This is a genomic window from Pseudomonas putida S13.1.2, from assembly GCF_000498395.2.
Lineage (GTDB): Bacteria > Pseudomonadota > Gammaproteobacteria > Pseudomonadales > Pseudomonadaceae > Aquipseudomonas > Aquipseudomonas putida_Q.
The window spans coordinates 1,120,642-1,142,576 of the sequence record NZ_CP010979.1; the positions used below are offsets into that span (position 1 = coordinate 1,120,642).

The following is a 21,935-nucleotide window of genomic DNA, read 5'->3' on the forward strand; positions in this document are numbered from 1 at the left end:
GCGGCAAATGAACTTCCTTATCCTGCGGCATCTCTTCTAGAGTTCGAGCTGTTGTATCCGCCAGGGCACCCCTGCGCGGCCTTCCCTGGGCGTGGCATGCCGCCGTGTCGTCATCGAGAGAGCCATGAGTTCCAGCACACCGCTGTCCGGCGTCAACCAACCCTTGCGCGGTATCGCGCTGGTGGTGGGAGCGACGTTCCTGTTCGCCAGCCACGATGCCCTGTCCAAATTCCTCGGCGGCATTTACCCGATTGTGATGGTGGTGTGGGCGCGTTATGTCGTGCATACGCTGCTGATGGCCGGCATTTTCCTGCCCAAGTCTGGCCTCAACGTATTGCGCACCCGCCGGCCAGTACTGCAGACCTTGCGGGCCTTGAGCCTGCTGAGCACCAGCCTGCTGTTCACCAGCGGCCTTCAGTATCTGCCGCTGGCTGAGGCGACTGCGGTCAACTTCCTTGCCCCGGTGCTGGTTACCGCGCTGTCTGCTCCGCTGCTCAAAGAGCGGGTGACGGTGGGGCAGTGGGTGGCCGTAGTGCTGGGTTTCATCGGCGTGCTGGTGGTGGTGCACCCAGGTGGGGCGATGTTTACCCCGGCCATTCTGTATCCGTTCGGTTCGGCGTTGGGCTTCTGCTTCTATCAGTTGCTGACGCGCATTCTGGCTGCACATGACAGCCCGACCACCAGCAACTTCTATGCAGGGCTGTGCAACACCCTGGCAATGAGTGCACTGGTGCCGTTCTTCTGGGAGGTGCCGCGTTGGGACCATGCCCTGCTGATGCTGGCCCTGGGGGGCTTTGGCATGACGGCGCACCTGCTGCTGACCCAGGCCTTCCGCCATGCGGCACCGGCGTTGCTGGCACCGTTCAGCTACTGCCAGATCGTGTTTGCCGGGTTGCTTGGGCTTGTATTCTATAGCCAGGTGCCGGATACCCTGAGCCTGGTGGGAATTTCGGTGATCTGCCTCAGTGGGCTGGGCGCGGCGTGGATGCAGCGCAAGAAGTGAGTGATTACCTACCGGGCCATGAACTGCAGGATGCGTTCGCGTAGCCAGCGCTCGGCCGGGTCGTTGTCCTGGGCGCCGCTCCAGACCATAGACAGCTCGGCCTCGGTGATGTCGAACGGCGCCGGGTCGGCGCGCAGGCTGCCGTCGTCGGCCAGGGCGCAGGCGGCGTAGTCCGGCACTGTTGCGATCAGCTCGGTGTTGCGCAGCAGGGCGCGCAGGCTGCCGAACTGCGGCACCGCCAGCACCACCTTGCGGCAGCGGCCGATGCGCGCCAGGTCCAGGTCGATGTTGCCGCTCATGTCGCCGGAGAACGACACCATCACATGCGGGCGCGCGCAGTATTCGTCGAGGGTCAGCGGGCCGGGTCGGTCGTCGGCGCGCAGCACGCGCACGCCGATGTCGCGCAGCTTGCGGCGTTTGGCCGTGGCTGGCAGGTCGGTGGTGTAGCTCACACCGACCGAAATTTCGCCGCTGGCCAGCAGGCCTGGCATCAGCAGGAAGTTGGCGCGCCGCACCACCACACTGATATCCGGGGCCTCTTCGCGCAGGGCCTGCAGCAGGGCCGGGAACAGGCCGAACTCGGCATCGTCCGACAGCCCCAGGCGGAACACATTGCAGCTGCTGGCCGGGTCGAATTCGCGGGCGCGGCTGATGGCGGCGGAAATCACGTCCATCGCAGGCGCCAGTTCGGCGAAAATCTGCAGGGCCCTTGGCGTGGGTTCCATGGCCCGGCCGCTGCGGATCAGCAATGGGTCGTCGAACAGCTCGCGCAAGCGGGCGAGGGCGGCGCTGACGGTGGACTGGGTGATGAACAGCTTTTCACCGACGCGGGTCAGGTTGCGTTCGATCATCAGGGCTTCGAACAGCACCAGCAGGTTCATGTCGACGCGGCGCAGGTCGTTGCGGTTCATTGGGCTCAGGTTCCGGGAATAGAGGGCTTGGCGGTGTATTGAAGCACGCCGCTGGCCTGCTTGCCTTGTATGAATGTGCCGGCCTCTTCGCGGGTTCACCCGCTCCCACAGGTACTGCACAAGCCATTCTGACAGAGCCAGCCTATTACCCCCTAACAGCCACTCTATTAGAACTCTGCCCAAGCTCGTCTAGTCTTTCCCGTGGCCCCGTGTAGACCTGATGAGGGGTAGCACGAGCCCCACACGCTCGGCTGAAAGAACACCTGGCATAGACCGGAAATCTGGATAACCGACCCAAAGGTACCCGCAGATGTCGAACGAATCGAAATGCCCGTTCCATCAAACCGCAGGTGGCGGCACCACCAACCGTGACTGGTGGCCTGACCAGCTCAACCTTCGTATTCTTCACCAGCATTCGTCGAAATCCAGCCCCGATCCGGACTTCGATTATGCCAAGGCGTTCAAAAGCCTCGACTTCCAGGCCCTGAAGAACGACCTGACTGCCCTGATGACCGACTCGCAGGACTGGTGGCCCGCCGACTTCGGCCACTACGGCCCGCTGTTCATCCGCATGGCCTGGCACAGCGCCGGCACCTACCGCATAGGCGATGGCCGCGGTGGCGCGGGCTCTGGCCAGCAACGTTTCGCCCCTCTGAACAGCTGGCCGGACAACGTCAGCCTGGACAAGGCCCGGCGCCTGCTGTGGCCGATCAAGCAGAAGTACGGCAACAAGATTTCCTGGGCCGACCTGATCGTGCTCACCGGCAACGTTGCCCTCGAATCCATGGGCTTCAAGACATTCGGCTTCTCCGGCGGGCGCGCCGATGTGTGGGAGCCGGACGAAGATGTGTATTGGGGTTCGGAAAAGGTCTGGCTGGGCGGCGATACCCGCTACGGCAATGATCAGGTCAAGGCGCAGCCGCCCGGCCAAGGTGACCTGGTGGCCGAGCCGGCCAAGCATGGTGAAGAGCAGAATCGCGACCTGTCGGCCGAGCGTAACCTGGAAAACCCGCTGGCTGCCGTGCAGATGGGCCTGATCTACGTCAACCCGGAAGGGCCGGAAGGCAACCCCGACCCGGTGGCGTCGGGCAGGGACATCCGTGAAACCTTTGGCCGCATGGCCATGAACGATGAAGAAACCGTGGCGCTGATCGCCGGCGGCCACGCCTTCGGCAAGACCCACGGCGCTGGCCCCGCCGACAACGTCGGCCCCGAACCGGAAGCGGCAGGCCTGGAGTTGCAGGGCCTGGGCTGGCCCAACAAGTTTGGTACCGGCAAAGGGGGGGATACCATCACCAGCGGCCTGGAAGTGACCTGGACCTCCACCCCGACGAAGTGGAGCAACGAGTACCTGAACAACCTGTTCAACTTTGAGTGGGAGCTGACCAAGAGCCCGGCCGGTGCGCACCAGTGGCGGCCGAAAGAGGGCAAAGGCGCAGGCACCGTGCCGGATGCCCACGATCCGGGCAAGAAACACGCACCGTCGATGCTTACCTCCGACCTGGCGCTGCGCTTCGACCCGATCTACGAGCCGATCGCCCGTCGCTTCAAGGACAACCCTGATCAGCTGGCGGATGCCTTCTCCCGTGCCTGGTACAAGCTGATCCACCGCGACATGGGCCCGCTGGCGCGCTACCTGGGCCCGGAAATGCCCAATGAAGAGTTGCTGTGGCAGGACCCGTTGCCCAAGGCAGATCCAGCCCCGATCAGCGAGCAAGACATCGCAGATCTCAAAACCAAGATCCTGGCTTCGGGCTTGAGTGTGGGTGAGCTGGTCTCCACCGCGTGGGCATCCGCGTCGACCTTCCGTGGCTCCGACAAGCGCGGTGGGGCCAATGGCGCCCGCGTGCGCCTGGCACCGCAGAAGGACTGGGCTGCAAACCAGGGTGTAGATAAGGTGCTGGCGGCGCTGGAAAAGATCCAGGGCGAGCTCAACAACGGCGGCAAGAAGGTTTCTCTGGCCGACCTGATCGTGCTGGCCGGTACCGCAGCTGTTGAAAAAGCCGCCAAGGATGCCGGTTACACGGGCAGCGTAGGGTTCCGCCCGGGCCGCGTCGATGCGTCTCAGGCGCAGACCGATGTCGAGTCGTTTGCCGTGCTAGAGCCGTTGGCCGATGGCTTCCGCAACTTCACCAAGGCCCGCTACAGCGTCAAGGCCGAGAAGCTGTTGCTGGACAAGGCCCAGCTGCTGACCCTGACTGCGCCGGAGCTGACCGTGCTGATCGGCGGCCTGCGTGTGCTGGGCGCCAACCATGGCGGCAGCAAGCAGGGGGTGTTCACCGACAAGCCCGGTACCTTGAGCAACGACTTCTTCCGCAACCTGCTGGACATGGGCGTGGAATGGAAGCCGACTTCGGCAGACAACGAAACCTTCGAAGGCCGTGACCGCAAGACCGGGCAGGTGAAATGGAGCGGTAGCCGGGTCGACCTGGTGTTTGGTTCGCATGCCCAGTTGCGGGCGTTGAGCGAGGTGTATGGCAGCAGTGATGGGGGTGAAAAGTTTGTGCGGGACTTTGTGGCCGCCTGGCAGAAGGTCATGGAGCTGGATCGTTTTGACCTGAAGTAACGGTGTTGCGGGGGGCGCGTTGCGCCCCATTCGCGGGCTGCCCGCTCCCACAGGTAAAGCGCAGCCTTTCAGGGCGGTGAAAATCCTGTGGGAGCGGGCAAGCCCGCGAATGGGCTGCAGAGCAGCCCCCTTGGCCCTGGTGATCCCGCCAATTCCAGGTCGGATAGATACAAAAGCGTCCTCGTCGGTTCTGTTGCAATGCTTCTCAGGCAGCCAGCCTGAACAGCGTGCTTACAACGACAAGGAACCCCGACCATGCAAATGCCCAAGACCCTGAAAATTCGCAATGGCGACAAGGTGCAGCCGACCTTCTCGGTGCAGGAATATGCAGCCCGCCACGCCCGTCTGCGGGCCTACATGGCCGAGCAGGACATCGAAGCGGCTATCTTCACGTCGTATCACAACGTCAACTACTACAGCGACTTCCTGTACTGCTCGTTCGGCCGTCCCTATGCGCTGGTGATCACCCAGGACAAGGTTGTCTCGATCAGCGCCAACATCGATGGCGGGCAGCCCTGGCGGCGTACGGTCGGTACTGACAACATCGTCTACACCGACTGGCAACGCGACAACTACTTCGTTGCCATCCAGCAGGCGCTGCCGCTGGCCTCGCGCATCGGCGTCGAACACGACCACCTCAACCTGCAGAACCATGCCAAGTTGGCCGCCTGCTACCCCAAAGCCGAGTTGCTGGACATTGGCGCGCCGTGCATGCGCATGCGCATGATCAAGTCGGCCGAGGAACAGGCGCTGATCCGCCACGGTGCGCAGGTGGCCGACATCGGCGGTGCGGCGGTGGTAGAGGCGCTGCGCGAACAGGTGCCTGAGTATGAGGTGGCGCTGCATGCCACCCAGGCGATGGTCCGCGAAATTGCCAGGCGCTTCCCCGATGCGGAGCTGATGGACACCTGGACCTGGTTCCAGTCCGGGCTCAACACCGATGGCGCGCATAACCCGGTAACCAGCCGCCGCGTGGGCAAGGGTGAAATCCTCAGCCTCAACTGCTTCCCGATGATCGCCGGCTACTACACCGCGCTGGAGCGCACGCTGTTCCTCGACCACTGCCCGGATGAATACCTGCGCCTGTGGCAGGCCAACGTCGAAGTGCACGAGGCCGGGTTGAAACTGGTACGCCCGGGCATGCGCTGCAGCGACATCGCCCGTGAACTGAACGAAATCTTCCTGCGCCACGACCTGCTTCAGTACCGCACCTTCGGTTATGGGCATTCGTTCGGCACCTTGAGCCACTACTACGGCCGCGAAGCGGGGCTGGAGCTGCGCGAAGACATCGACACAGTGCTGGAGCCTGGCATGGTGGTGTCGATCGAACCGATGATCATGCTGCCCGAAGGGCGGCCGGGGGCGGGCGGGTATCGCGAGCATGACATTCTGATCGTCAACGACAACGGCGCCGAGAACATTACCAAGTTCCCGTATGGGCCGGAGCACAACATCATTCGCAGATAAAGACCGGAGCTGGCCTCATCGCCGGCAAGCCAGCTCCCACAGATTCTGCATAGCACGCAATGCCTGTGGAGTCCCTGTGGGAGCTGGCTTGCCGGCGATGAGGCTAGCCCGGACAACAAAAATATCACTGTATGACCACCAGACCCTGCCTCCAATTAAAAGAATCAGAGGGTACCCGTCATGTCCAGCACCACACTTGACCCATCCGCCGTCGCCGGGCCCACACACAACGCCGAACGGCAGGCCCTGCGCAAGGCCGCCCGGGCCAGTTTCATGGGCAACTTTGTCGAGTGGTTCGACTATGCCGCCTACGGCTACCTGGCCACCATCATCGCCGCCACCTTCTTCCCGCAGACCGACAAGACCACCGGCTTGCTGGCAACCTTCGCCGTGTTTGCCCTGTCGTTCCTGGTCCGCCCGCTAGGCGGTATCGTCTGGGGGCACTTTGGCGACCGCCATGGCCGGCGCAACGCACTGTCGTGGTCGATCCTGATCATGTCGGTAGCCACCTTCTGCATCGGCCTGTTGCCAGGTTATGCGCAAATCGGCTTGTGGGCGCCGGGCTTGTTGTTGCTGATCCGCCTGGTGCAGGGCTTTTCTGCCTCGGGCGAGTACGCTGGTGCTGCGGCGTTCCTGGCGGAATACGCGCCGCCCGGCCGGCGTGGCCTGTACACCAGCATCGTGCCGGCCAGCACCGCAGCGGGGTTGCTGTTTGGTGCGGCGTTTGTGGCGGTGTTGCACGAACTGCTCAGCAGCGAAGCCCTGCATGAATGGGGCTGGCGCCTGCCGTTTCTGCTGGCGGCACCGTTCGGCCTGGTGGGGCGCTATATCCGCATGAGCCTGCAGGACACACCCAAGTTTCTGGAAATGGAGCAGCGCCTGGAACACAAGGCCGGCATGGCCCCGACGCCGCTGCGTGAGCTACTGGGCCAGCACCGGCGCAGCCTGGCCTTCGGCATTGGCGTTACCTGCCTGAACGCGGTGGCGTTCTACCTGCTGCTCAGCTATATGCCGACCTACCTGTCCAGTGAGATGGGCTTGAGCGAGCGGGATTCATTCATTGCCTCGACAGTATCGCTGGCCACCTACATCGGTTTGATCTTCCTGATGGGGCGGCTGTCCGACCGGTTTGGCCGCAAGACCATGCTGGTGGTGGCTTCGCTGTTGTTCCTGGGGCTGACCGTACCGTTGTTCCGCCTGCTTGACGGGCAGCCGCTGCTGGTCATTCTGGCGATCCAGATTTGCTTCGGGGCGATACTGGCGATGAACGACGGGACCTTGCCGTGCCTGCTGGCCGAGATTTTCCCGACCCGGGTGCGCTTCAGTGGGTTCGCCCTGAGCTTCAATGTGGCCAACGCGTTGTTTGGCGGGACTGCACCGTTCATTGCCACCTGGCTGATCCAGGTGACTGGCAGCAAGCTGGCGCCGGCGGGGTATTTGCTGGCGGCAGCCCTGGTGGCACTGGTGGCCATGCTGATGTGTCGGGAAACGGCACACTCGGCACTGGAAGATTGATAAGCCAGTACTGGCCTCTTCGCGGGTGAACCCGCTCCCACAGGGGCCTCACAGGCCTGAGCATTGTGCGATCCCTGTAGGAGCGGGTTTACCCGCGAAGAGGCCGGCAAAACTATTGCAATATCTGGATCAGTGCAGAGAGGCCTGCCGCCGCTCCCCCAGCGGCGACAAGCCAAAGAACCGGCTGTAACTCTTGGAAAAATGCGCCGGCGAACTGAACCCGCAGGCCAGCGCCACCTCGCGCACCTGCACATCGCTGCGCAGCAGCAACTCCCGGGCCCGCGACAGCCGCAGCTCCAGGTAATATTGGCTGGGCGTGCGCTGCAGGTACTTGTGGAATAGCCGCTCCAGCTGGCGCACGGTCACCTCGTTGAGGCTGGCAAGCTCCTCGAGCCCCAGTGGTTCTTCCAGGTTGGCCTCCATGATCGCCACCACCTGGCTCAGCTTGGGCTGGGCGCTGCCAAGCAGGGTGCGCAGCGGTACCCGTTGGCGCTCGCGCTCGCCCCGCACCCGGTCGCACAGCAACAGCTCCGCCGCCTTGGCCGCGATGTCCTGGCCCCCGGGTTCGCGTGCCACCAGTTGCAGCATCATGTCCATGGCTGCCACACCGCCCGAGCAGGTATAACGGTCGCGGTCCAGTTCGAACAGCTGGCTGGAAATGACAATGCCGGGGAAGTGCGCCTGCAATGTCGGCAGGTCTTCCCAGTGGATGGTGCAGCGGTAGCCTTTGAGCAGTTCGGCCTTGGCCAGCAGGTAGCTACCGGTGCAGATACCGCCCAATGGCAGGTGCTGGCGGGCCAGCTTGCGCAACCAGTCGATCAGCGGGCGGCTGCTACGGCCACGGTCGATCGGGTTGGCGCCGACCACCAGCAGCGCATCCAGCTCGGGCGCGTTGGCGATGCTGTAGTCGGGCAGTACCCGCATGCCGTTGCTGGCGACCACGGGCGCCTCGTCCGCGGCAATCAGCACGCTGCGAAACAGTGGCGTGCGCGCGGCCAGGTTGGCCATGCGCAGGGTTTCCACCGCCGAGGCCAGGCCGATTGTGGTGAAATTGGGCAAAATCAGAAAGCCGAAGGTCTTTACGGAACAACTCTTTACAATAGAGGGCGATAGGTTTGCAGAAGCGGGGTGGACCATTGCGCTGTTCCTGTGCAAGCTGAGGCAGAGTTCGTCAGGGGCAGAGAGAAATACAGCCTCGCGTGGTTCTTGTTGTTATAGGTCGTTGCCGGGTCGATCTTACACCCCCGGCGCAGCGGCCAGGAATGGCCCCGCCGGCTGGCAGGGCCGACAGTGATTGCACAGAGAAGGTGATCGTTCGTGAACCCCGAATCCATGCTGGCGGCATTGCCAGGCTACGCCATATCGCCCGAGTCGATCCAGGTGCTGCCCGATGCCAAGGCATACCGCGCCTGCCTGCTCGAACGCATCCGCGCCGCAACCCGGCGCATCGTCATCGTCGCGCTGTACCTGCAGGAAGACGAGGCCGGCCAGGAAGTGCTGGATGCCTTGTACCAGGCCAAGGCCGAGCGGCCAGGCCTGGAAATCACCATCGTGGTCGACTGGTTCCGTGCCCGCCGCGGCCTTTTGGGGGGCGGGCGCCAGCCGGGTAACGCCGCCTGGTATCAGGCCCAGCGCCAGTTGCGCGGGCTGGATATCGTCATTCACGGGGTGCCGGTGCAGACCCGCGAGCTGTTCGGCGTGCTGCACCTCAAGGGCAGCATCATCGACGACTGCGTGATCTACACCGGCGCCAGCCTGAACAACGTCTACCTGCACCGCTTTGACCGTTATCGCCTGGACCGCTACCACCTGTTTCAGTCGCCGGGGCTTGCCGACGCCATGGTCGACCTGGTGCAGCGCCTGCTGCACCACACCGCCACACCGCGCCTCGACTTGCCTGCACCACCCGCCACCCGTAACCTGCGCGGCGACATCCGGCGCTTGCGTGCGCGGTTGCGGCGCATGGCCTACGAGGCACCGCCCAGCGTGGCGGGGCAGGGGCTGCGGGTAATTCCGCTGTTGGGCGTGGGCCGTGGCAACCCGTTGAACCGGGCGCTGTGCGCCTTGTTGGCGGCGGCGCGCACGCAGCTCATCATCAGTACGCCGTATTTCAACCCACCGCGGGTGGTGATGCGCGAACTGGACCATGCGCTGGAGCGGGGTGTGCACGTTGAGCTGATCGTCGGTGACCGCACGGCCAACGACTTCTATATCGCCCCCGGTGAGCCGTTCAGTGCCAGTGGCGCATTGCCTTATCTGTACGAAGACAACCTGCGTGCCTTCGCCCGGCGCCGCCATGCCGCCATCGCCAGCGGCCAGTTGCAGGTGCGGATATGGAACGATCCCGGGCATACCTTCCATGCCAAGGGTGTGTGGGTCGACCAGCGCTATTCGTTGCTGACCGGCAACAACCTGAACCCGCGCGGGTTCAACCTGGACCTGGAGAACGGCTTGCTGATCGATGACCCGCAAGGGCAATGGCTGGCGCCACGGGAAGCGGAGTTGAACGGGCTACGCCGGCATGCGCCGATGATTGGCTCGGCAGAGGCGCTGGGTGTGAAGGCCGAACATCCCAAGGAAGTGCGCAAGTTTCTGCGGCGCTTGCGTTTTAGCCGGTTGGAGCCGTTGATCAAGCGGGTGCTCTGATGATTTGCCGGGTGCGCTTTTTGTAGAGCGGCCTTGCCGGGGCGCCGGACCGGTCGGGTCGGGCTGCGCAGCAAGCAGCCCCAACAATTTGGGTGGTAACGCAAATCTCTGGGGCTGCTGTGCAGCCCATCGCGACACAAGGCCGCTCCTACAGAGACCGTGCCGGCCCGGTCGCTGTGGCTATCTCGGCTTTCTTCTTGCTTTGCGGCTTGAGCCGCGACACGGCAAACAGCACCACCGCCAGGCCGACGATCTGGTACAGCGAAATCTCTTCACTCAAAAGTGCCCATGATGCCAACACCGTCAGCACCGGGCCCAGATTGCCCACCGCCGCCGTATGGGTAGGGCCCAGCCGCTGGATTGCCAGCGCTACCCAGTAGATCGGCAATACCGTGGAAAACACCGCCATCAACCCGGCATTGGCCCACACCGCGCCCGGTAATTGCCACAACTGCCCGACCGGTGCTACCAGCAGGTAATGCGCCAGCACCATCAGCGAGGACGCCGTGCCGCACAGCCCGGCCAGGCGCATCGAGCCCATGCGCTTGAGCATCACCCCGGTGCCGGAGTAATACAGCGCATAGGTCACCGCACTGGCGAACACCCACAGCGAGCCCAGCACCACCTGTTGGCCAACCCCGGCGACACTGACGTCGTGGACAAAGGCGACGCCCAGCCCCAGGTAGCACAGGCCCATGGCCGACAAGGTGCGCAGGCTTGGCCGTTCACGCAGGGCGATGGCCTGGAACACCAGCACCAGCGTCGGGTAGGTAAACAGGATCAGCCGCTCGAGCCCGGCGCTGATGTACTGCAAACCATAAAAGTCGAACAGGCTGGCCAGGTAATAACCCAGCAGCCCGAGCAAGCCCACACGCAAACCGTCGCCCAGTTTGAGAGGGGCGCTGGCTTGGCTACGGCTGGCCCATACCAGCCAGGCGAACAACGGCAGCGCCAGCCCCATGCGCATCGCCAGCAGGCTGATGGCGTCCACAGGCCCGGCAGCGTACGCGAGCTTGACGAAAATCGCCTTGAAGCTGAAGCCCAGGGCGGCCAGCACGGCGTACAAGGCGCCGCTCTGCATCTGGCGTTGGATCAGGCTGCGTAATGCGTTCATGGAGTACCCGAGGCAGGAGAATGACAGGGCTTATTCTGAACAGAAGGCGGCTAAGCTAGAATCGCTTTTAATCGAAAAGGGTGTTCGCTTTTGGAGAAGCCATGCCATTCGACCTGACAGACCTGCGCCTGCTGCTGGCCATCGCTGCCACAGGCAGCCTGAGCAAGGCGGCTGCCACTTTTCCGGTGGCCGTATCGGCCGCCAGTAATCGCCTGCGCCTGCTGGAGGAGCGCTGCGGGCTTGCGCTGTTCATCCGCAATGCCGGTGGCATGCAGCTAACGCCATCCGGGCGGTTGGTGCTCGAGGGCGCGCGAACCGTTCTCGCTGAGGCGCAAAAGCTGCAGGGCACCTTGAAAGAGCTGTCTGGTGAGCACCGCATCACCTTGCGCCTGGCGGCGTCCACCGTGACCAACAGCACATTGCTGCCCGCCGTGCTGGGGCCGTTCCTGGCGGACTACCCGGAAGTCGACCTGCAACTGGTCGAGCACAAGAGCGTGGATGTGCTGCGGGTAGTGGTGGCCAACGAATGCGAGATCGGTGTGTATGACGGCATCCTGAACAGTGAGGGCGTGGTATCGCTGCCGTTTCGCACCGAGCGCCTGGTGATGCTGGTGCCTGCCGGTCACCCGCTGGCCGGGCGCGAGCAGCTACGCCTGGTCGACGCCTTGGGCTTTGCGTTCATCTGCCTCCCGGGTGAGCGGCCGATGCAGCGCTTTGTCGAGGAAATGGCGATGAAGCTGGCCATGCCCCTGAAGGTACGGGTGCGTGCACCGAGTTTCGAGGCGATTGCCCAGTTGGTGGCACAGCGTGCAGGGGTGGCAATGCTGCCCGAAACAGCCGCCCTACGCGCCGAACAGGAGCTGCCGGTGCGCAGGGTGGCCCTGGCCGAAAGCTGGGCCACCCTGGAGCTTCGCCTGTGCTTCCGTGACTGGGAGCAACTGAGCTCGCATGGGCGGCAACTGGTGAGTTTTCTTTCCGGGCTTGAGGCGGGCGAGACCACCGCGATTTCGGTAGTGAATACGGCGCCTTGATGGCAAAATGATATTGCCAAGGCGCCCATCGACAGGGGCTGGGCTATCATTTGCAGTCAACCGTGCAAGGCCCCTCTGAAAAGTCATCACGAGCGCATACAATCGGGCCTTTTCCTCGTTAACCAGATAGGCCAATGCGTATATGGCGCTAGATCCACCCACGATGCTGACCATCTCGGTCGCCCTGGCAGCGGCGGCTGCCCTGTACCTGGCGATTGAGTGGCGCAGTGTCCGCGAAACCTCACTGCTGTTCTGGAGTGCCGGTTTTGCCACTATTACCGTCGGTTGTGTCCTGGCCTTGTTGCGCGGGGTCGGGTTGTTGTTCATCGGCATCTGGTTTGCCAACGGTTTGCTGGTGGTGGCGCACTGGTTTTTCCTGATAGGCGTACTGCGTTTTACCCAGGACCGCTTGTCGCGGGCCTGGCTGATCATTGTGGTGGTCTGGTTCGCCTTGCTGCTGCTGCCCGTAGGGCCGCAGTGGTCGAAGGTGATGCTGATGGTGAACTCGTTGCTGGTGGCCTCGCTGACGCTCAAGGCCAGCTTCCTGCTGCGGCCGCATGGCAAGTCGCTAAGTGTCGGCGCGGTACAGCTGCGCTATGTATTGCTGATACACGGGTTGTTCTATGTGGCCAAGGCGGTCATTGCGATCACGCCGGGTACGTTGATTGACCTGGCCACCTTTGGCGGGCTGATCATTCAGGTTTCCCTGGTCGAGGGGGCGATGGCGATCATGCTGATTGCCTTGTCGATGACTGGCACTGTGCGCTATCGGCGCGAGGAGCGGATTGCCCGGCTGGCAGCCCGCGACCCGTTGACCGCGCTGTACAACCGGCGCGCGCTGGAGGTGCGGGCGGGGCATTTCTTCAAGGACGTCAGCCCGGCGCAGCCCGGGGCGTTGCTGCTGATCGACATCGACAACTTCAAGCTGGTGAACGACCTGCACGGGCACATTGCCGGGGACCGGTTGCTGATTGCCTTGAGCGAGATGATTCGTACGGTGCTACCCGAGCGCGCGCTGGCCGCGCGGCTGGGCGGTGATGAGTTCGTCATCTTGTTGAGCGGGGCGAGTAGCGAGCAGGTAATGGAGCTGGGTGGGATGTTGCGCGAGCAATTTCAGCAGTATGCCAGCAAGACCGTGCCTACGCCGCACGCGGTTACCTTGAGTATCGGCGTGAACCTGTTCGAGCAGCCGCCGGCGAGCCTGGCGGCGTTGATCGAGCAGGGCGATGTGGCGTTGTACCAGTCCAAGCGCAGTGGGCGCGACAGTATTCGGTTTGTGGAGCGTCCGATGGCTGACATTAACCACTAGGCTGCTTTTTGCTTTTTGCTTTTTGCTTTTGCTTTTGCTTCTAAGTGCGCGGTAGTTCAGGCGACGCAGATTGCGACTTCAGGAGGCCGAGCGCAGGGCTTGCGTAGGGAGGTGACGGGCATGGATGCCCGTCAAGCGCTGGGCCCCAGGATGGGGCCTGCAGCGCGGTCCTCCCGGGAGCAAGCCCGGAGCGAGGGGACCCCGGAGCGAAGCGCAGGGGCCGGATGATGGGAGCGGACGGCTTTGGTTACTTTGGCCAAGACCAAAGTAACCCGCCGGAAGGGCGGAAAGGTGACTGAGCGCCACCTGCGCGAACGAATATCTACACTTGTATCAAGGCGCACATCGTAAAAGCCAAGAAGCTTAAGTGGTGGTTTTGATATGTCGAAAACTCCATTTGCGATAGCGACGCATACTCACCTTTTCGCCCTTACGGCGAGTCACTTTTTGTCAAACGCGACAAAAAGTAACCAAAAAACGCTGCGCTCCGATCATCCGGCCCCTGCGCTGCGCTCCGGGGTTCCCTCACTCCGGCCTCGCTCCCGGGAGGACCGCGCTGCAGGCCCCATCCTGGGGCCCAGCGCTTGACGGGCATCCATGCCCGTCACCTCCCTCCGCAATGCCTGCGTTCGGCCTCCTGAAGTCGCGAAGATCAAGATCAAGATCAAGATCAAGATCAAGATCAAGATCAAGATCAAGATCTAAAGTATCGGGCCGTCAGGTCACCACTTGGTAGCAAGGGACATACGCCGCGCCGCCCGGCAGCTTCATGCGGTGCTGGTCGACGAAGGCCTGCAGCAGCCGGCCCAGTGGGTCCAGCACAGCGCTGTCCCCGCGGATCTGGTACGGCCCGTGCTCTTCGATCAGGCGGATGCCCTTGTCCTTCACGTTACCCGCTACTACGCCGGAAAACGCCCGGCGCAGGTTGGCAGCCAGTTCATGGGGTGGCAGCTCGCGGCGCAGGTCCAGCTCGGCCATGGCCTGGTGGGTCGGGTCGAACGGGCGCTGGAAGCTCTCTTCGATCTTCAGCAGCCAGTTGAAGTGGAAGGCGTCGTTGCGCTCACGGCGGAACTGCTTGACCTCCTTGAGCCCTTCGACCATGTGCCGGGCAACTTCGGCCGGGTCATCAATGATGATTTCGTATAAGCGGTGCGCCGCCTCGCCCAGGGTGGCGCCGACGAAGGCATGCAATTGTTGCAGGTATGGCTCGGCGCTGCGCGGGCCGGTGAGCACGACCGGGAACGGCACGTCGTGGTTGTCCGGGTGCATGAGGATGCCCAGCAGGTAGAGGAACTCCTCGGCCGTGCCGGCACCGCCCGGGAAGATGATGATGCCGTGACCGACACGCACGAAGGCTTCCAGGCGCTTTTCGATGTCCGGCAGGATCACCAGCTCGTTGACGATCGGGTTGGGCGCCTCGGCGGCGATGATGCCCGGCTCGGTCAGGCCCAGGTAGCGGCTGCCATGCATGCGCTGCTTGGCGTGGGCGATGGTGGCGCCTTTCATCGGCCCCTTCATCACGCCAGGGCCACAGCCGGTGCACACGTCCAGCTTGCGCAGGCCCAGTTCGTGGCCGACCTTCTTGGTGTACTGGTATTCCTCGGTGCTGATCGAGTGGCCGCCCCAGCACACCACCATCTTCGGCTCCACGCCCGGGCGCAGGGTGCGCGCATTGCGCAGCAGGTGGAACACGTAATCGGTGATGCCCTGGGAGCTTTCCAGGTCGATACGCTGGCTGGCCAGCTCGCTCTCGGTGTAGACGATATCGCGCAGGGCGCTGAACAGCATTTCACGGGTACTGGCGATCATTTCGCCATCGACGAAGGCGTCGGCCGGGGCATTCTGCAGCTCCAGGCGCACGCCGCGGTCCTGTTGGTGGATTTTAACCTCGAAGTCCTTATAGGCCTCGAGGATAGTCTTGGCATTGTCGACATGGGCGCCGGTGTTGAGGATGGCCAGGGCGCACTGGCGGAACAGGGTGTAGAGGCTACCGGTACCGACTTCACTCAGTTGCTGCACTTCACGTTGTGACAGCGTTTCCAGGCTGCCTTTGGGGCTGACGGATGCATTGATGACATTGCGTTGAGGCATCTAAGTCTTTCCTGTGCGGGTAAAACATCCTTCTTTGACAACACCATACCGAGAAATGTGGACGGCAACGAGGGGGCTGGTGAAAAAGCTTGAGACCGGGTTGGCTTCTTCGCGGGCTTGCCCGCTCTCACAGGTACAGTGCAGATCCCTGTGGGAGCGGGCAAGCCCGCGAAGAAGCCAACCCGGTCCCGATTTATCCCAACAGCTTCTGCACGCCAAGGGTAATCGCCAATCCACCACCTACCAGCCACAGATTCAGAATCGCACCGGTAGCCAGCGCCTTTGGCCCGGCCTGGCGGATCTGGCTGAGGCGCGTCTCCATCCCCAACGCAGTCATGGCCATGGTCAAGGCAAAAGTGTCGAGGCTGTTGACCGCTTGCGTCACGCTACCTGGCAATACCTGCAGGGAATTCACCAGGACCAGCGCGAGGAAGCCGAAGGCAAACCACGGCATCGCAATGCGCCCATTGCCCTGCGCCTGGCCGGCCTTGCGCGAGCGGCTGATCCACAGGCCTACCACCAGCAGTACCGGCACCAGCAGCATCACCCGGGTCATCTTGACGATGGTGGCGATATGAGTGGCTTCAGGGCTGACGTTACTGGCTGCGCCCACCACCTGGGCGACTTCGTGGATGGTGCCACCCAGGAAAAGCCCGGCGCCCAGGGTGTCCAGGTGCAGCCAGCCGGCATTGATGGCCAGCGGGTAGAGGAACATCGACAAGGTGCCGAACAGCACCACGCTGCCGACGGCCATGGCGCTCTTGTGCGGGGCACTGCGCAGTGCCGATTCGAAGGCCAGCACGGCGGCGGCGCCACAGATGGCGCTGCCAGCGGCGGTCAGCAGGGCAGTGTCGCGGTCAAGCTTGAACAGCTTCATACCACACCACAGGCCGATCAGCAGGGTGCTGGACACCACCAGCAACGACACGAGCAGCCCCGACCAGCCGACTTCGGCGATTTCCTGCAGGCTGACCCGCAGGCCAAAGAAGGCCACGGCAATGCGCAGCAGGCCGCGGGCCGAAAAGTTTATGCCGGCAGCCCAGCTGGCCGGTACTCCATCGCGCAAGGCATTGCCGTACAGCGCGCCGGCGACGATGCCGACGATCAACGGGCTGATGCCCAGGTTGGCGATGGCAGGCAAGGCCGCCAGCTGAGTGACCGCAAGCGCAAAAAGCGCGACGAACAGGATGCCGTTGAGCCGCCCTCGGGTAGAGAGGGTAGGCGAATAAGCGGGGTGGGACGGAACCGTGGCCATGTGAGTCCTCCGGAAAGGTGTTTCGACAAGGCCTACGTTAATCTGGTTATAAGCTTATAAAAAATCGTAATTTGGAATGGCAAATATCCGTTTAGCTGATATTTTTAAATCATGACCCCAGAACAACTGATAACGTTTGCCACTGTCGCCGAGCACGGCAACATCAGCCATGCGGCCCAGGCGCTGCACCTGTCGCAGCCGGCGGTGTCCGGCCAGCTCAAGCTGCTGCAGGAGGCTTTTGGCGAGCCGCTGTATCAGCGTGCCGGCCGGGGGGTGAGGTTGACGGCAGCCGGCGAGCAATTGCTGGCCCATGCCGAGCGCCTGCGCGAAACCTTCCGCCAGGCCCAGGCACTGCGCGAGGCCATGCGTGGCCTGGAGCGCGGTACCTTGCGTATCGGTGCCAGTACCACACCTGCCAGCTACCTGCTGCCTTACCTGATTGCTGACTTCCATGCCCGCCACCCGGACGTGCTGGTCACTACATCGCACGGCAACACGGCGGAGATCGTCGCTGCACTGGGCAGTGTCGACATCGCCCTGATCGAAGGGCCGCCTGGGCAGGAGCTGCCCTTGGGCACGCAAGTGACGGCCTGGCGTGAGGACGAAATCGTTGCCATCGTGCCCAGTGGTCATCCGCTGGCGGGCAGTGACCAGCAGGCCTTGGCGTCGCTGGGTGCTTACCCGTTGGTGCTGCGCGAGAGCGGCTCGGGGGTGCGGCAGATTGTCGAGCGGGCGTTTGCCCGTGATGGGGTGGCGATGCGCGTAGCGCTGGAAATTGCCGGGGTGGAAGGGGTGAAGGAGGCGGTGCGTGCGGGGATGGGTGTTGGCTTTGTGTCGGCGATGTCCATCCGCCATGAGGATGGGGCGCTGCACAGGTTGCAGGTTGCGCCGCAGCCTTTGGTCAGGCGGTTTACCATTCTGATGCCGCATGCCGCGACGCCATCGCGGGCGGCGGCGCGGTTTCTTGAGGTGTGTGTGGGTATGCAAGAGGTCGGTTGACTGTGCCGGCCTTTTCGCGGCACAAGGCCGCTCCTACAGGGAGTGCGCAGCATTCAATGGCTTTGTACATGCAGGAGCGGCCTTGTGCCGCGAAGAGGCCGGTGCAGGCGCCCTCAATTCAAATGAAAGACATGCTTCAGATAAGCAACAAAATTCTCGTCCCGGCACTGCGTCTTGCCCGGGCTGTCGGAAATCTTCGCCACTGGCGCCCCATTACAGCCGGTCATCTTGATCACCATGTTCATCGGCTCAACCCCCGGGATATCACACGTGAGCTTGGTACCAATGCCAAAGCTCACATTGATCCGTTCATGCAACGCCCGGTACAGCCCCAGCGCCTTGGCAAAATCCAGCCCGTCGGAAAAGATCAGGGTCTTGCTCCTCGGGTCGATCCCCAGCCGCTCATAGTGGGCAATGGCTTTTTCTGCCCACGCCAGTGGATCGCCCGAGTCGTGCCGCAAGCCATCGAACAGCTTGGCGAAGTACAGATCGAAATCGCCAATGAAGGTATCCATGGTGATGCAGTCGGTTAACGCAATACCCAACAGCCCGCGGTACTCTCTTACCCAGCATTCCAGCGCAGCGGCCTGGCTGTCGACCAGGCGTGGGCCGAGCTGCTGGTGGGCCATGAACCATTCGTGGGCCATGGTGCCGAGTGGCTTGAGCTCGAACTCGCGGGCCAGGTGCACATTGCTGGTGCCGACGAAGCGCCCGGGGAAATCGTGCTTGAGGATGTGCACCACCTCTTCCTGCACGCGGTAGGAGAAGCGCCGCCGGGTACCGAAGTCCGCCAGCTGGAAGCCGGCCAGCTCATCGGCGCTGGCCTCGGCTTTGAGCCAGTCCAGCTTCTGGTACAGGCGTTCGCCCACTTGCTCGATCACCACTTCGCGATAGCGGTAGCGGTTGCGGACTTCGCTGATGATCGCCAGCAGCGGGATCTCATAGAGGATCACGTGCAACCACGGCCCACGTACGCGGATTGCCAGTTGCCCGGCGCCATCCAGGCCCACCTGGACATAGCGCAGGTTGAAGCGAAACAGGCTGAGGAAGCGAATGAAGTCCGGTTTGAGGAAGGGGATTTTTTCCAGATAGGCCAGTTGGTCGTGGGTGACGGTAACCTCGGCCAGTTGCTCCACCTGATAGCGGATCTCGGCCAGGTAGGGGGAAAGGTCTTCGCCATTGCGGCAGCGAAACTCCCATTCCACCTCGGCGTTGGGGTAGTTGTGCAGCACTGCCTGCATCATGGTGATCTTGTAGAAGTCGGTGTCCAGCAGGTTCTGGATGATGCGTGGGCCAAAAACACTGTCGCTCATGGGCGGTCTTCCTTGATCAGGGCAAGCTGGTGGTCAAGCGCGTGCTCGTCGCCGCAGAGGATCACGCCCTCGGCGGCCAACGCACCACACGCCTCGATGGCGCCGGCCTGGGTAAGCGCGCGGCAGGCCGGCAGGTACAGCAGCACCTGGAAGCCGGCCTGGCGCAATTGGCGGGCGGTGGTCTTGACGCAGTAGTCCAGGGCCAGGCCGCCGACGATCACCGCGCCCACCTGCTGCACCTTGAGGTATTCGATCACCCCGGTAGAGCGGCGCTCGGCCAGGTCGTGGTAGCAGGCGCCGTAGGGGTGCAGGTCAGGTTCGACGCCTTTCCACACGAAGTAGTCATAGTCGATGGGAGCGGGCAGGCCGGGCAGCAGCGCGAAGCCCGGTGTGCCGGGGACGCAGTGGCTGACCCAGGTCAGGTCGGCGTTGGCCAGCTGCAGGGGTTGCAGCATGTGCGCAGGGTCGGCGACCACCCAGGCGGCGTTGGCCGGGTGCGCGTCCTTGCTGCCCAGACGCAGGTCGGCGCGCAAGGCCATGGCGTTCAGGTCAGCCGCAATTTCGTCGCCTTCGGGCACGGGCAGCTCCAGCGGGGCGTTGGCAGTGAAGCCGTTTTGCGCGTCGACATCGAAACTGGCGATCTTCATGGCGGTTCTCCTTGCTGGAATGGCTATATAATTCACCTGGTGTATTAAGTATGTCAAGTGGCAAACGATATGGGGTTTGTGGTTGCCTTACTTAGATGCTCTGGTGGATTATTGCGCTACTGAACAAGGAGCTGCACGGTGAGTACAGTTGAAGTCCTGGCCAGTGTCGACATTGTCGCCCTGCGCCTGGCCCCTGATGCCCAGCATCTGCAAGTGTTGTTGCACCGTCGTGAGCGCGAGCCGCATGCCGGGCAATGGGCCTTGCCCGGGGTCATCGTAAATGGGCGTACCCCCGACACCAGTCTGGAAGATGCCGCCAGCCGGGCCCTGCACGAGAAAGCCCGGGTGCAACCGTGCTACATGGAGCAGGTGGGTACCGAGGGCAATGCATTCCGCGATCCACGAGGGTGGTCGTTGAGCACCTATTACCTGGCGTTGCTCGACCCCGCGCAGGCCGTCGAAGGCGAGCAACTGGCGTTTTTCGATCTGGACAGTGTGCTGGGGCGCAAGGTGCTGTTGCCCTTTGACCACAACTTGCTGGTAGAGCGGGCCCGCGAACGGCTGGCGGCAAAGACGGTGTACAGCAGCCTGCCGCTTTACCTATTGGCGCAGAAGTTTACTGTGCAGGATGCGCTCGGGGCGGTGCAGGCCTGCCTGGGCCAGGCGGTGAACGGTACCTCTGTGCGCAAGCGTCTGGAGCGTTTACGCGAGCTGGGTTGGGTAAGGGATACCGGCGAGAAGCACCAGCCAAAACTGGGCCGGCCGCAGCAGTTGTACCAGTACACGCCGCAAGGGGAGCGGGCATTCATGTTTGACCGCAGTTTGTTACCTGAAGGCGGATAACTGAAGGCCAGGCTGACCTGGCAGATCTACCAGTATCGACCCTGTAATCTAACCGTGTACTGTCAAACACCTCTGCCAAAGGTGACGATGGAATGAGCACGATAGCTAACAAGGTCCCCAGTGTGCGCCTGTTCTACGCCAACACCAGGCTGGTTTGTTTGCTCGGTTTGGAAAACACGCGGTTAATGCGTGCTGATGGCAGGGCGCTAGCCCAGTTACAAACATCGGCCAGGCTGTTGCAAAGCGACGCAGCCAATACCGTAGTGGCAGCCCACGCTATTAACTTTCACGATTGCGAGGCTTATTCACCCTATGGTTTTTCGCCTGCCCAGAAAAAACTGGCAATGATTGGTTTCACTGGCGAATGGCGTGATACACAGACGGGGTGCTATCCGTTGGGTAACGGGCATCGACTGTTCAGCCCGTCACTCAGGCGTTTGACAGGGCCTGACGTATTGAGCCCGTTTGACAGAGGAGGGCTGAATGCATACGCCTATTGCACAGGTGATCCCATCAATTACTCAGACCCTTCAGGTCAATTGAGAGTCAGCTTTTCTGGAATGGCTAAAACCTTGGGTGCAATGAAGAAGACCGGTGCTACTGCTCTGCTGCGGGAACATAATGCGCCTATGACGCTCAAACCATTTATCCGACATTTAGCTCAAGAACCGTCTGATGTTAACGCTTTGCTGGACTTACCCGAAGGAAATAATCATGTATTCACAAAACTGTCCAAGGTTGAAGGGATAATTCGCTTCCAACGGCCGGATGTTGATTTTGTTGCCAACTTTGTTCCGACCGTATCTGTGCACAAAGAAGGGCATGTCTTCGCAGTGAACAGAGGGCAGCTTCCCAGAGGGGTCAAGGGATACGAATACACATGGCATGGGAGATATAACAATACCCCTCTCTTTGCTATAAGGCGCCCTAGCTCCTCTAGCACTGATCCTTCGTTCAATGGCCCACCGCCTGAATACGTTCCACCGCCCTCTTATGAAGATGCGACAGCACAAGGGTTTGGCATCAGGACAGCAAGCTGATCATCCCCGCCGCCAGAATGGTCGCCAGCACGATCAACGCAGCCCCCGCCGCCATGCGCAAGCTCGGCTGGTCACCAAACAACCACCACGCGCCGATGATTGCGTACACCGGCTCCAGCGCGATCTACACCGCGCTCGATCATGGCAATGAACGCCGGGAAGTCATTCCAGCGCCTTTTCCGCTG

General features: G+C 62.5%; 17 protein-coding genes and 1 pseudogene. 10 read left to right on the top strand and 8 right to left on the bottom strand.

Annotation, left to right across the window (positions count from 1 at the left end; all coding sequences use genetic code 11):
• Positions 1 to 124: 124 nt before the first annotated feature.
• Positions 125 to 1,003: a DMT family transporter gene (locus tag N805_RS05080; RefSeq protein WP_028613151.1), complete on the top strand. Its 879-nt coding sequence runs from the start codon at positions 125 to 127 to the stop codon at positions 1,001 to 1,003.
• 8 nt (positions 1,004 to 1,011) lie between these two features.
• Here the strand turns inward: N805_RS05080 and N805_RS05085 are convergent, their stop codons facing one another.
• Complete coding sequence (locus tag N805_RS05085; RefSeq protein ID WP_028613150.1) at positions 1,012 to 1,914, bottom strand: LysR family transcriptional regulator; 903 nt, start codon at positions 1,912 to 1,914, stop codon at positions 1,012 to 1,014.
• A gap of 310 nt (positions 1,915 to 2,224) precedes the next feature.
• On the opposite strand from N805_RS05085, the gene katG reads away from it, so the two are divergent.
• From katG to N805_RS05100, 3 genes are all read left to right on the top strand, one after another.
• Positions 2,225 to 4,480, top strand: coding sequence for a catalase/peroxidase HPI (gene katG / locus N805_RS05090; RefSeq protein WP_028613149.1), 2,256 nt, complete (start codon positions 2,225 to 2,227; stop codon positions 4,478 to 4,480).
• Positions 4,481 to 4,735: 255 nt separating this feature from the next.
• A complete protein-coding gene (locus tag N805_RS05095) occupies positions 4,736 to 5,947 on the top strand; it encodes a M24 family metallopeptidase (RefSeq protein ID WP_028613148.1) in 1,212 nt (403 codons plus the stop codon).
• A gap of 180 nt (positions 5,948 to 6,127) precedes the next feature.
• The gene (locus N805_RS05100; RefSeq protein WP_028613147.1) at positions 6,128 to 7,462 is read left to right on the top strand and encodes an MFS transporter; all 1,335 of its coding nucleotides are present in this window, start codon (positions 6,128 to 6,130) and stop codon (positions 7,460 to 7,462) included.
• Between the two features lie 129 nt (positions 7,463 to 7,591).
• Here the strand turns inward: N805_RS05100 and N805_RS05105 are convergent, their stop codons facing one another.
• Positions 7,592 to 8,599: a GlxA family transcriptional regulator gene (locus N805_RS05105; RefSeq protein WP_028613146.1), complete on the bottom strand. Its 1,008-nt coding sequence runs from the start codon at positions 8,597 to 8,599 to the stop codon at positions 7,592 to 7,594.
• A gap of 180 nt (positions 8,600 to 8,779) precedes the next feature.
• Between N805_RS05105 and pssA the strand changes: the two genes are divergently transcribed.
• Positions 8,780 to 10,108 carry a CDP-diacylglycerol--serine O-phosphatidyltransferase gene (gene pssA / locus N805_RS05110; RefSeq protein WP_028613145.1) on the top strand — a complete coding sequence of 443 codons (1,329 nt, stop codon included), beginning with the start codon at positions 8,780 to 8,782 and terminating at the stop codon, positions 10,106 to 10,108.
• A 148-nt stretch (positions 10,109 to 10,256) separates the two neighbouring features.
• On the opposite strand, the gene N805_RS05115 is transcribed toward pssA, so the two are convergent.
• Positions 10,257 to 11,222, bottom strand: coding sequence for a DMT family transporter (locus N805_RS05115; RefSeq protein WP_028613144.1), 966 nt, complete (start codon positions 11,220 to 11,222; stop codon positions 10,257 to 10,259).
• A gap of 101 nt (positions 11,223 to 11,323) precedes the next feature.
• Between N805_RS05115 and N805_RS05120 the strand changes: the two genes are divergently transcribed.
• Both N805_RS05120 and N805_RS05125 read left to right on the top strand, forming a co-directional pair.
• Positions 11,324 to 12,253: a LysR substrate-binding domain-containing protein gene (locus N805_RS05120; RefSeq protein ID WP_028613143.1), complete on the top strand. Its 930-nt coding sequence runs from the start codon at positions 11,324 to 11,326 to the stop codon at positions 12,251 to 12,253.
• A gap of 163 nt (positions 12,254 to 12,416) precedes the next feature.
• Positions 12,417 to 13,562 carry a GGDEF domain-containing protein gene (locus tag N805_RS05125; RefSeq protein ID WP_028613142.1) on the top strand — a complete coding sequence of 382 codons (1,146 nt, stop codon included), beginning with the start codon at positions 12,417 to 12,419 and terminating at the stop codon, positions 13,560 to 13,562.
• 717 nt (positions 13,563 to 14,279) lie between these two features.
• Here N805_RS05125 and ppnN read toward each other — a convergent pair.
• Both ppnN and N805_RS05135 read right to left on the bottom strand, forming a co-directional pair.
• Positions 14,280 to 15,653 carry a nucleotide 5'-monophosphate nucleosidase PpnN gene (gene ppnN / locus N805_RS05130; RefSeq protein ID WP_019472293.1) on the bottom strand — a complete coding sequence of 458 codons (1,374 nt, stop codon included), beginning with the start codon at positions 15,651 to 15,653 and terminating at the stop codon, positions 14,280 to 14,282.
• A 193-nt stretch (positions 15,654 to 15,846) separates the two neighbouring features.
• On the bottom strand, positions 15,847 to 16,908 hold the full coding sequence (locus N805_RS05135; RefSeq protein WP_019472294.1) for a YeiH family protein: 1,062 nt from the start codon (positions 16,906 to 16,908) through the stop codon (positions 15,847 to 15,849).
• Positions 16,909 to 17,019: 111 nt separating this feature from the next.
• Here N805_RS05135 and N805_RS05140 point away from each other — a divergent pair, with 111 nt between their 5' ends.
• The gene (locus tag N805_RS05140) at positions 17,020 to 17,907 is read left to right on the top strand and encodes a LysR family transcriptional regulator (RefSeq protein ID WP_019472295.1); all 888 of its coding nucleotides are present in this window, start codon (positions 17,020 to 17,022) and stop codon (positions 17,905 to 17,907) included.
• A 113-nt stretch (positions 17,908 to 18,020) separates the two neighbouring features.
• Here N805_RS05140 and pncB read toward each other — a convergent pair whose 3' ends face one another.
• A complete protein-coding gene (pncB, locus tag N805_RS05145) occupies positions 18,021 to 19,220 on the bottom strand; it encodes a nicotinate phosphoribosyltransferase (RefSeq protein ID WP_019472296.1) in 1,200 nt (399 codons plus the stop codon).
• A complete protein-coding gene (locus tag N805_RS05150) occupies positions 19,217 to 19,867 on the bottom strand; it encodes an isochorismatase family protein (protein ID WP_019472297.1) in 651 nt (216 codons plus the stop codon). Before N805_RS05150 ends, pncB begins: the two co-directional genes overlap by 4 nt.
• 138 nt (positions 19,868 to 20,005) lie before the next feature.
• Between N805_RS05150 and N805_RS05155 the strand changes: the two genes are divergently transcribed.
• Together N805_RS05155 and N805_RS29650 are read left to right on the top strand one after the other, a co-directional pair.
• On the top strand, positions 20,006 to 20,710 hold the full coding sequence (locus tag N805_RS05155) for an NUDIX domain-containing protein (RefSeq protein WP_019472298.1): 705 nt from the start codon (positions 20,006 to 20,008) through the stop codon (positions 20,708 to 20,710).
• A 92-nt stretch (positions 20,711 to 20,802) separates the two neighbouring features.
• A complete protein-coding gene (locus N805_RS29650) occupies positions 20,803 to 21,750 on the top strand; it encodes an RHS repeat-associated core domain-containing protein (RefSeq protein ID WP_080956779.1) in 948 nt (315 codons plus the stop codon).
• Here the strand turns inward: N805_RS29650 and N805_RS30450 are convergent.
• Positions 21,734 to 21,874, bottom strand: a pseudogene (locus N805_RS30450) (EamA family transporter); the annotation flags it as partial. The gene N805_RS29650 and the pseudogene N805_RS30450 overlap by 17 nt on opposite strands.
• Positions 21,875 to 21,935: the final 61 nt, after the last annotated feature.